A 10812-nucleotide genomic window follows, 5' to 3' on the forward strand; every position below is an offset into this window, starting at 1 on the left:
CTACTGCTGTGTAGTTTTGTATGATAAGAAGCTAAAGCCAAATTAATTTGTGAAGAGTTAGGGGGAGTGGGGACTAGTGAAGAGTTTTTTCCCCATACCCCATCCCCATAATTTTAATTACGCAGAAACTAAACGGCGTAAAGATTCAGCACGGCGTTTAGCAATAGAGTTATTTGGATCAAACTTTAGTGCTTCTTCGTAACTTTGTAACGCCTGAGTAGTTAACTTTTTCTTCTCGTAAGCGTGTCCGAGATTATTCAACCCTGTTACGTAATCTGGTTTAGATTTCAGGGCTTCTTTATACTGACGAATTGCGAGGTCATATTGCTCTTGGGTAAAATAAATATAACCCAGCCCATTGTAAATGGGGGCGATATCTTCTTCTCCCTCTTCTTCGGCAGCTTTCAGAGCTTTTTGAAAAAGCGCGATCGCTTGGGAATATAGTTTTTTTTCTGAATAAATACTGCCTAACTCATAATATTCTTGAGTCGTACCCTTTTCTTTCTCTAACTTCTTTCGCAATTTTGCAAAGGAGCCTTCAATCTTACGAGTTTTGAAAATCTGGCGAAAAACACTCACGGCTGCAATTGTGAGTATAAACACCAAAATTGAGAGATAAACAACGGCTAGACTGTTATCCATTGCTGCAAATACAAATATTATAAAGTTTGTTATTTGTCATTTGTTATTCACTAATGACTAATGACTAATGACCAATTTACGGTAAACCCCAATATTGAGAACGTTGCTGGAGCCAACCTTGTTCTAAGTAACGAGCGATCGCTTGATTCACATTTCGTCTTAATTTATCGTACTGCAATCCCTTGGGCATAACTACAGACAAGGGTTCAGTTGATAACTTAGTTGGCAGTAGCTGATATTGAGGATATTGTTGCACCCAACCGCTTAGAACGGTAGCATCTGCGGCAAAGGCTACAGCGGCATTACTTTCTATTTTCTCTCGCGCTTCGTGATATGAATTTACTCCTACCAACTCGGCGTTTGGCAGATAGAACCGCACTTTAGCAATAGTGCTGGAGTTGTTAAGTACGGCAATTTTTTGTTTTGCCAAATCACTCAACTTATTCACAGAGGCATCTTTTGTAACTAATACAGTGCCATCCAAATAGTAGGGAACACTGAAACTAACTATACGGCTGCGTGACTCGGTTGCTGTCACCCTAGCGATCGCAAAATCAACTTTCTTGTCTAAGACTACAGACAGGCGATCGCGATTCGCTACAGGTTGCAATTTGACAGCATCTGTTTTCCCAACTAAGTCAAGTGCTAATCGCTGTGCCAAGTCAATTTCTAAGCCTTGCAAATTACCATTGGCATCTCTAAATCCCAAGGGACGCAAGTTGTCTTTAACAGCAACGGTTAGATAGCCGCGCTGCTGAATTTCTGGCATTTCGGCGGCAGATGCAGTAAATCCTGTCCCCACTATGGAAAAGCAAGATATCCAAAATATCGTGGCGGATAATACCAGATGTAACCGAGTAATTACTTGCCATCTGTTACATCTGTTATGCATCCGTGTCCACCTTTATCCTTTAGCTTGACTTGCTAGTTCAGCAACTTTGCCGAAGCTAGCTGGATCGAGGACTGCTAATTGTGCCAACATCTTGCGATTTAGTTGGATATCAGCTTTTTTTAAGTTACCGATCAACTGGCTGTAGCTCAAGCCGTGTTGTCTTGAAGCAGCGTTGATGCGGGTGATCCAGAGGCGACGAAAATCGCGCTTTTTCTTTTTGCGATCGCGGTAGGCACTGCGTAGTGCCTTCATTACTTGTTGGTTGGCAGTTCTAAACAGAGTTGAGTGAGAACCGCGAAAACCTTTAGCTAGTTTGAGAATTTTATTGCGGCGCTTCCGAGCTACATTACCGCGTTTTACCCGTGTCATAACTTATTTCCTGAAGGACTTACAAATATGGGAGCATCAAGCGCACGTTGAGTTCATCGCGTTCATGTACAAGTGTGGTCTTGGACATGCTACGTTTTTTGTCGGAAGATTTGTGTTCTAAAAGGTGGCTTTTGCCAGCTTTCCGACGGACAATTTTTCCGGTGCCGGTGGCACGGAATCGCTTCGCTGCGGCTTTACGAGTCTTGAGTTTAGGCATGGTATAGCTTTAATTCGACACGATCCATTATTATACTAATAAAATTGTTGTAATGGAAATTAAGTTAGATAGTCCGTTATAAACCACGTCTACACAATCAAAACCCACGAGGACGGGTTTAAAACTTTGAATTTTCCCTTAGTCCTCGGAGACGGACTTTGCCTGTTTAGCCCCATTCAAGCAGTGTGCCATAGGTAATTCCATACGTCTTGGTTTTTTCGGAGCTTTTTACAGCGATCGCAAACGTCATCCCAAACTAATTCAGGATCAGCAAGAAAGACAATTACGCGCGAGTGTTTCACCAAATAATTACGAATTACGAATTAGTTAATTCGCCGCTGTTTGGGCTTCTTGATAAATTATTTCTTGAAACTGAATCATATCTTTTTGCGGATCGGCATGGCTAACTTTCACCACTATCTGTTCGCCCAAGTTAACAGAACGTTTGAAAACCATTGGTAACTGCAAACCTAAATCTTCGATCAAAATTAGGGCCAAGTTGCTGTCTTCTCGCAACCACATCAATACAGTTACATCCCAAGTTTCCTCTGGATGACGGCGTAAATACTCTAGAGCATAATATCTATTCGTTTGCCGTTCTACCATCGTCACCTCTTGGGTAATGCTGGTGACATTCATCATCACTTCTTTAAGTTGATCTGCGGAAAATGGTAGAACTTCACCGCGCAAATGGGCTTTCAGTTGAAAGTGGGTAAGCAAATCACTGTAGCGGCGGATGGGAGAGGTTGCTTGCGTGTAAGTATCCAAACCTAAACCAGCATGGCGCAGAGGCGTAATGCTCATTTCACTCTTGGGCATACAACGACGCATGGCGCAAGCGCGAACGAATCCGGCTGGAAGTAGTAGTAATTCTTCTTCTGGGGGTAATTCCGGTTGGGGCTGACCGCGAAAGGGTAAAGGTATGTTATGAGCTTTACCATAACGAGCCGCAACTTCACCGGCAACAATCATCATTTCTGCGACTACTTGCCGTGATGGGGAATCGTCCAAAATATCAATGTTGATCTCGTCACCTTTGACTTTGATCGTTGCTTCGGGCATTGTGATGCTAATTGCCCCTTGAGCGTAACGCCAAGTTTTGCGCTTCTGTGCCCAACTTGCGATCGCAGCAATTTCTGGTTCTGCCTGTACCCGTAATTGCAGCATTTCATCTACATCTTCGTAGGTAAGGCGATAAGTCGGCTTAATGGAACTGGTATGAATGCTGTAATCTTCTACTCCCCCAGTTGTACCTAAAATAATTCCGAAGCTGAGGGCGCAACAAACCCGTCCCTGGATCAGACTCATTGGCCCAGTTGCCAATACCTCTGGGAACATAGGAATCATCCCCGTAGGTAAATAGACTGTGCTGCCCCGCTTTCTGGCTTCTAAATCTAATTCATCTTCCGGTACTAACCATCTGGTGGGATCGGCGATATGCACCCACAGGCGCTCCCGTCCATCGGGTAGAATTTCCCAACTTAGACCATCGTCGATCTCTGTGGTAGTTTCATCATCAATGGTGTAAACCTTCAGGTGAGTCAGATCAAGGCGGTTTGTATCTGAGTCAATCGGCGGGAAATCCAAACGCTGTTGCGCCACTTCTAACACCTTATTAGGAAATTGAATCGGAATTGAAGAACGACGCAGGAACAAGTTTTCATAAGGACTCCAGCAACCCAAATCTACTAATAGTTGAAAAGCCCCTTGGGGCGTTGTGGGCCGTCCCAGCATGGTCATAGTTTCTAATACTGGAGCGCTTGGCGGATAAGCGCGAGCTAATGAATCATAATTAACTCCCGTCCGCACTGTGTCAGCAAGCAACGCTGCGTATTTTTCTAGTCCTTCTAGACGCTGGCGATCGTGGCGCTGCCATTCTACTGCTTCGCCTTTGAGCGCCTGCTCAACACGAATTAAAAACTCCTGCTGTCCTTTAGCTTTTAATGCCTCTACTTCCATCTGGTGCTTACGTTCTGCCACCTGAGCAGCAGTTCGCGGCTCGTAAGCGTCTCCTTTTTGCTTGAAATAAAGTTTGTCGTCTGATAACAAGCAATAGGCGGCGTAACAATGAGGCGCGGCTGATTCCGAAAATAACAGATTCGCCATCAGCTCTGGGGTGATTGTTTCCCCATCTTCAACCAGTATTTCCCAAGCTACCTCTAAGCTAGATGGGTCTAAATAAGGGTTGACTTGCTCTAAAAAGCTCGCGATCTCAGAGGGCTTGTAAGTTTGTCCGGTAACTGTATAAGTTATTTGTCTAGGCGCGAGGCTGTGGGATTGACCACGTTCGTCTACCACAAACCAGCGGGTTTTACCGTCTGGACGTTCTACGATCCCCAGACGGCGATCGCCTTGAACCCTAAATTCAACTAGCGTGCCCTTCTCCACAACTCTCGCGCTCTAATAATTTTAGATTTTGCTTCCAACTTTGGTGCGCTTACAGCGCAACTTGGATTTTGGTGAAGCAGCGCGGTCTTGGGGGTTTCCCCCATGAGCGACTGCTGAACCCGAAGGGATTTTATAACTGGATGTTTATCAAATCCTAAATCCAACAATTTTTTATGCAGCAATTTATTTTACACTCTCTGATTCAGATTTGAGATTTTGGACTCAGAAAGACAAAGCCAGATGTTTATTTAAATGCAGCTTCCCTTTAATAATCCAAAATCTAAAATTCCAAATCCAAAATTGCTCTAACCTTCCGCATTGATAAATGGCAACAAGGCCACAATCCGCGAACGTTTAATTGCTAATGTCAACTCTCGCTGTTGCTGAGACGTAAGCCCAGTAATCCGCCGTGGCAGTATTTTACCCCGCTCGGTGACAAATTTACGCAATAAATCAACATCTTTATAATCGATTGGTTCTCCTGGCTTGATCGGAGAAAGACGACGACGGAAATAACTCATCTCTACTTAATTTCCTTGTGAACGGTATGTTTGTTGCAGTGGGTGCAGAACTTTTTCAGTTCTAGCCTGTTGGTGGTGTTGCGGCGATTCTTTGTACTGGTATAACGTGAAACACCAGCAGAACGCTTATCTGAATTTGTCCGGCACTCAGTACACTCTAGTGTGATAATAATGCGGGCACCTTTACTCTTAGCCATAATCTTACAAACAGTGAAGCCTGAAGAGAATTAACACAAATGACTATCTTCTCACATTCCGCCGCATATTTTCAACTAATCTTTTAACTTTTATATCAAGTGAGTAGCCACGACGCGACGAAACAATGAAAGTTCCACAATAGCGATCGTGCAAAGCCTGCCGCATCTGGGTATCAGAGAAGGCAGTCGCACAATCAATTGCCAGGGGAAGTACTAGCAGTATAGCAGTGGGATTGGCTCTAATATTGCTTAGGGCAATTGACACCAAAAGCGCACCTAAACCAACGATCGCCTCTCGTTTCACCAGCGAGAGCAAATCTGGAATTCTGCCCACTACTTCACCATCTTCGACTTCCAACACCTTTAAATCGAACGCCCAACGCCCTAAACTTTGGCCTTGATTGTTGTATACCACCAACACCCGTAAAACTAGCCAGAATATGACAAAAACTAAGATTTGCATAAATTGAATCCCGATATCGCCGCCTCCAAGTAGGGAACTGACTAACCAGACACCAAGGAAATCAAGCCCTAAAGCCATACCTCGCCGCCCAATTTCAGCCTTGGGATAGTGTTTTTGGGGAAGTCGTTCGATAGTCATACAAAATAAGTATTTTTATTTAGGGGTTGGAGAATAATCATTGCTCCTATTTTTTATCTTAAGGTGATGACTTGGCTTTGGCGTTTAAACCGTTACACCCATAGAAAAGTCCCATAGTTAGGGCGTTCATGCTGCCCATTGCACAAGAGTCTGTTTTGGAAAAATATCGTATTGTATTGTTGGAGAAACTATTTGGCAGTTGTATTTATGACACATCTGTTTGCTAAAACAGCTATTAGGATGGTGACGAGTACTGCTTTAGCATTAGCGATCGCTATAACCACTCACGATCTAGCTGATGCTGCTGAGTTCAACTTTAACTGGAAGGGAGACAGTGGTTATTCAGCTAAAGGTTCATTTAACTACGATACAACAACCGCTCCAAGCGTTATTTCTGAAGCAGGTTTGGGAGCTACGAAGAACTTGCAGTCTCTCTCAATTTCTTTCTTCGATCCATTTAGTACTCCGATCAATAGTTTCACACCAGTGGTTAATAGTGTGGCTAACTATAGCTTTTTGAGATTTAACTTTGATAACACTACTCAGCAAATCTTTGGTCCCTTTGATATTGGCAAGGATGATGAACTTCCTGGCGACACCTGGCTTAATAATAATCTCGCACTCATAGATGAAGGTTTTAGCGATGAGGTTATAGCTAAAGAATTTGGTTTTAACAATAGAAATGCAGCAGGCACAAAGCAAATACTAGATTTAAGTAACAATGCCGTTCAAGTATCCAAAGTTCCCGAAGGAAGCATAATTATAGGTTTACTAGCAGTATGTAGTTTGGGATTGACTGCTCAGACAAACCTCTACAGAGCTAACCAAGAGTAGACTCAGTGCTACTTTACAGAGATGAAGTAAAAAGTCGGAGGCGATCGCTATGGTATCAGTCAGCGATGCACAAGCAATTATTTTAGATTTAGTACAACCGTTGGATCTTCAACGGGATACAGAAGTTGTAGATTTATTGGCAGCCGATAGCCGGATTTTGGCAGTGCCTGTCACCAGTCCGCTAGATTTTCCCCATTGGGATAATTCGGCAATGGATGGTTACGCAGTTCGGTACGAAGATGTACAGCACTCTAGCGCTGAACAACCAGCCGTTTTAGAAATTGTTGAAGATATTCCGGCTGGGTATCAGCCTAAGTCTAGGATTCAATCAGGAGAAGCCGCGCGGATTTTCACAGGTGCGGTGATTCCAGCAGGTGCGGATACTGTAGTCATGCAAGAGAGGACACGCCGCGAGGAAAACCGTGTATTTATCCTGGCTGCGCCACAACCGCAAGAATTTGTCAGACACAAAGCATCTTTTTACCAAGCTGGAACACAACTGTTACCAGCCGGAATTAAGTTAAATGCCTCAGAAATAGCTGTATTGGCGGCAGCACAATGTCCACAATTAAATGTTTACCGCCGTCCGCGTGTGGCAATTTTTTCTACTGGTGATGAGTTGGTGACAGTTGATCAACCGTTACAACCAGGGCAGATTGTGGATTCCAATCAGTATGCGCTGGCAGCTTTGGTAAAGGAGAGTGGTGCAGAACCAATACTGTTAGGGATTGTGAAAGACGATCCAGTTACTCTGGAGAGAGTTATTGCCCATGCAGTTGCGATCGCTGATATAGTTCTCTCTTCTGGTGGTGTATCAGTGGGAGATTATGATTATGTTGACAAAATTATAGAGTCATTAAGAGCCAAAATCCACATTCGATCTGTGGAAATGAGACCAGGGAAACCCCTTACTGTCGCCACTTTCCCTAGTACAGACGCGATTAATCGCGTCTCTCCTCATTCAGCCCTATACTTTGGTTTACCAGGAAACCCTGCGGCTGTGTTGGTGACATTTTGGCGGTTTGTGCTACCAGCAATCAAGAAACTTTCGGGAATTACTGAAGGTTGGGAACCAGTGTTTTTGAAAGTGCGATCGCATGATGAATTGCGATCTGATGGCAAACGGGAAACTTACCTTTGGGGTAAATTGCATTTAATTAATGGTGTTTATGAATTTCACAAAGCTGGTGGTAGTCACAGTTCTGGAAATTTAATTAATTTGGCTCAAACTAATGCTTTAGCCGTTCTCCCGATGGGTAAAACATCAATTTACCCACAAGAAGAGGTGCAAGTTTTGCAGCTTAGTAATGGGTAATAGGGAACTTGTACTGAGTTTCGACTGCGCTCAACTACCGCGCAGTCGTAAAGCCTGCGGCATAGCTACGCTTAGGGCGCAGCCTCTCGTAGAGAAGTATGGGGAATGGGGAAAATAACTAATGCTCAATCTTAAAATAACTGCTCAAAAGCTTCAATCAAGCTGTTAACTTCCTCAAGGGTGTTGTAATGTACCATACTCACCCGGACTATTCCACCTTGCAAGGCTAATCCCAGATATTCAATAAGCCGTTTAGCATAAAAGTCTCCGTAGCGAATCCCAATGTAATGTTGGTCAATTTTTGCGGGAATGGTTGAGCTATTCATTCCATCAACTACAAAAGATATAGTCGGTACACGCAATTTTCGGTCAGCCTTGGATTGACCAATTACTCGCACATTCGGCTTGCTGTTGAGGTAGCTTAAGAGGCGATCGCTAAGTTCTTCTTCATGTATGCTAATTAAATCAAATGCTTGCACCATCTGACTTCTCAAATCAGGTGCAGTTTTATCGCCGTAGTGCAGTTGTGCTAATTCACTTAAATAATCACATAAGCCTAACATTCCATAACTTAATTCAAAATTGACATTCCCTAACTGAAATTTATAAGGTATATCTGTCTGTTGAATAAAATAATGATTAAGTCCGGGCAATCTTAATAAATGTTCTTCTTTGCCATAAAGTAAGGCATGGTGTGGTCCGTAGACTTTATAAAAACTCAAAGCATAAAAATCAACATCCAAATCTTGTACATCAACTAATCTGTGGGGTGCATAAGCTACACCATCTACACAAATCATCGCGTTGCGATCGTGTACAAATGTAGCAATTTCTTTGATCGGGTTAATCGTTCCCAGAACATTAGAAGCATGAGTCAAGGTTACTAATTTGGTGCGAGGACTCATCAATGCTTCTAAATCTGCTAAATGAAGTTCTAAGGTATCTGGGCGAATTTGCCACACTTTAACCTTAATTCCTTGTTTTTCTAAAGCCACCCAAGCACCAATATTGGCTTCATGGTCACAATTAGTAACAATAATTTCATCACCAGATGTAAAGGTTTGACCCAGACAAATTGAGAGAACTTTCAACATCATTGTCGTAGATGGGCCCATCACTACTTCTTTAAAAGAATTGGCATTAATCAAAATAGCCATTCCCCTAGTCGCTAAAGCCAATCTTTCTCCCGCAAGTTGAGAAACCGCATAAGAAGCTCCCAACTGAACATCAGAACTCAGGAGAAATTCGCTAATTCTATCTACTACTTTTTTCAGAGTTTGTGAACCGCCAGCATTATCAAAAAAAGTCCATTCACTAGCTAGCGCAGGAAAATATTGACGAACTTTATCAAGATTCAAAAGCATAGTATAAGTTTTGTAGAGAATGTTATTTACCCTAACCTACCTTTCGGCAAGTCGCCCAAAGAGTATCTACATCTGCTATTTACAGCTTCTTATGTTAGCGTTATTGCTCTGCAAAAATCTCTCTTGGGGGGGTATACTGGGAAACTCAAAGAGTATCTTACTGAGATATCTAACTTCCAGCAAGAGTTAATGTCTTGATTCTTCACAATTCTCCCTAATTTATTTGATAAGTTTAAGGTAGAGTCAAAGAAACTATTGCTTTGATTCTGAATTCCTTGATTGGAAATAAAGGAACGACCTATGAACACTACGATTAAATACGACATCGAAGTTATCAAGGAAGAAGCACTTCAACTTGTTAAAAAGAGACTTGTTAACCGTCAGCAACCGATTTATACCCTGTGTAAATATATTCCTCATCGTGACTGGGTTAATTTTGAACTTGAGTTAGAAAAAAACGAATTTCTACTCAGAGATAGAATTATCGACTTACTCAATCATGAATCTTGGGAAGATGATGCAGGCTGTATCTAGAAGCAGTGCCCCATTAGCAGTATCCCCATAAAATCAAAATTAAAAATTCATTTTTCAGCATTTAAAACCCTCGAATTAAGTCGGGGGTTTTAAACAAGAGATTATTGAAGTCAATAATAAATCTTAATGAATGGGTTAGACGCTGGAGAATAGCAGAAAAACAGTGCCAGCGTCATTACGAATTACAAATTACGAATTGTTAATGACTGACTGAAAACAAGGCATCTATTAGCCATTCCTATGTAGAGGCGATTAATGAGAGAACAAATGGAAATCAAGCTTTTTTCGACTTGATATTTCTAGCCGTGTCAGTTAATACCTCATGGTTGAACTATAGCCTGACATTTTATGACAATTAATTACTGGAATTCCTGCCACGTAAATTAGACTAAGCTAATTCTAGTAAGTGGAGATTACGCAGATAAATCTTGTAGTCCTATCCATTCTTTGATAGGTTGCCATTGGTTTGCGTAAACGGTAGCATTTTTACGTTTTTCTTTGTGGGGCTTTCTAGATATTTTCCCTATGACAGCTTCGGTGAATAAACTGGATTCGTTCAGATTATAAACGGGCATTTCTTGCCAGCAGTGGCGACAAAACCAGTAACTGTCTGCACCACGTATATGTTCTAAAAGTAAGCTTGAACAGCAAGGGCAGTAATTCATATTTTCCTCAAACCTGTTAATAAAAGTGTTCTTGCAAATCAGAGTAGTCAGTTGACAAGCACGTAGATATTTAAAACAACTTGTTTATATTTTGACTATAGTTTAAAAAAATGAGGAACTTGTGAAGAGATTTAAGATACTTAATATTTTTACAATTTTATACGTGCTTATTAAGTAATAACTTCAGGTTATTGAGAAAATTCTCTAATTATCTATAAATATGGGGCTTAAGAGCAACCTTACTAGTGGTGTGCCACCCTTATGATTGAAAAA

13 protein-coding genes are annotated in these 10812 nt (G+C 42.0%); 3 read left to right on the top strand and 10 right to left on the bottom strand.

Annotation, left to right across the window (positions count from 1 at the left end):
• Nucleotides 1-117 precede the first annotated feature (117 nt).
• From NPUN_RS24950 to NPUN_RS24980, 8 genes are all read right to left on the bottom strand, one after another.
• Entirely contained in the window at nucleotides 118-642 is a 525-nt protein-coding gene (locus tag NPUN_RS24950; protein ID WP_012411236.1) for a tetratricopeptide repeat protein, read from the bottom strand.
• Nucleotides 643-718: 76 nt separating this feature from the next.
• On the bottom strand, nucleotides 719-1534 hold the full coding sequence (locus NPUN_RS24955; RefSeq protein ID WP_012411237.1) for a transporter substrate-binding domain-containing protein: 816 nt from the start codon (nucleotides 1532-1534) through the stop codon (nucleotides 719-721).
• Between the two features lie 12 nt (nucleotides 1535-1546).
• Nucleotides 1547-1903 (bottom strand): 50S ribosomal protein L20, encoded by a 357-nt coding sequence (gene rplT, locus NPUN_RS24960; protein WP_010997578.1) that lies wholly within the window; start codon nucleotides 1901-1903, stop codon nucleotides 1547-1549.
• Nucleotides 1904-1922: 19 nt separating this feature from the next.
• Nucleotides 1923-2120 (bottom strand): 50S ribosomal protein L35, encoded by a 198-nt coding sequence (gene rpmI / locus NPUN_RS24965; RefSeq protein WP_012411238.1) that lies wholly within the window; start codon nucleotides 2118-2120, stop codon nucleotides 1923-1925.
• Nucleotides 2121-2447: 327 nt separating this feature from the next.
• A complete protein-coding gene (locus tag NPUN_RS24970; protein WP_012411239.1) occupies nucleotides 2448-4508 on the bottom strand; it encodes a ribonuclease catalytic domain-containing protein in 2061 nt (686 codons plus the stop codon).
• 305 nt (nucleotides 4509-4813) lie between these two features.
• Nucleotides 4814-5029 (bottom strand): 30S ribosomal protein S18, encoded by a 216-nt coding sequence (rpsR, locus tag NPUN_RS24975; protein ID WP_012411240.1) that lies wholly within the window; start codon nucleotides 5027-5029, stop codon nucleotides 4814-4816.
• Nucleotides 5030-5031: 2 nt separating this feature from the next.
• Nucleotides 5032-5226, bottom strand: coding sequence for a 50S ribosomal protein L33 (gene rpmG / locus NPUN_RS39420; protein WP_012411241.1), 195 nt, complete (start codon nucleotides 5224-5226; stop codon nucleotides 5032-5034).
• A 43-nt stretch (nucleotides 5227-5269) separates the two neighbouring features.
• The gene (locus tag NPUN_RS24980) at nucleotides 5270-5827 is read right to left on the bottom strand and encodes an RDD family protein (RefSeq protein WP_012411242.1); all 558 of its coding nucleotides are present in this window, start codon (nucleotides 5825-5827) and stop codon (nucleotides 5270-5272) included.
• A 207-nt stretch (nucleotides 5828-6034) separates the two neighbouring features.
• On the opposite strand from NPUN_RS24980, the gene NPUN_RS24985 reads away from it, so the two are divergent.
• The gene (locus NPUN_RS24985) at nucleotides 6035-6661 is read left to right on the top strand and encodes a hypothetical protein (protein WP_012411243.1); all 627 of its coding nucleotides are present in this window, start codon (nucleotides 6035-6037) and stop codon (nucleotides 6659-6661) included.
• A 49-nt stretch (nucleotides 6662-6710) separates the two neighbouring features.
• Entirely contained in the window at nucleotides 6711-7976 is a 1266-nt protein-coding gene (locus NPUN_RS24990) for a molybdopterin molybdotransferase MoeA (protein WP_012411244.1), read from the top strand.
• Nucleotides 7977-8107: 131 nt separating this feature from the next.
• Here the strand turns inward: NPUN_RS24990 and NPUN_RS24995 are convergent, their stop codons facing one another.
• Entirely contained in the window at nucleotides 8108-9340 is a 1233-nt protein-coding gene (locus tag NPUN_RS24995; protein WP_012411245.1) for a cysteine desulfurase-like protein, read from the bottom strand.
• Nucleotides 9341-9640: 300 nt separating this feature from the next.
• Here NPUN_RS24995 and NPUN_RS25005 point away from each other — a divergent pair, with 300 nt between their 5' ends.
• Nucleotides 9641-9874, top strand: a complete 234-nt coding sequence (locus NPUN_RS25005) for a DUF4327 family protein (protein ID WP_012411246.1) — start codon at nucleotides 9641-9643, stop codon at nucleotides 9872-9874.
• 413 nt (nucleotides 9875-10287) lie between these two features.
• Here the strand turns inward: NPUN_RS25005 and NPUN_RS25010 are convergent, their stop codons facing one another.
• A complete protein-coding gene (locus tag NPUN_RS25010; protein ID WP_012411247.1) occupies nucleotides 10288-10539 on the bottom strand; it encodes a hypothetical protein in 252 nt (83 codons plus the stop codon).
• Between the last annotated feature and the right edge of the window lie 273 nt (nucleotides 10540-10812).

This window comes from Nostoc punctiforme PCC 73102 (assembly GCF_000020025.1).
Taxonomy (GTDB): Bacteria; Cyanobacteriota; Cyanobacteriia; order Cyanobacteriales; family Nostocaceae; genus Nostoc; species Nostoc punctiforme.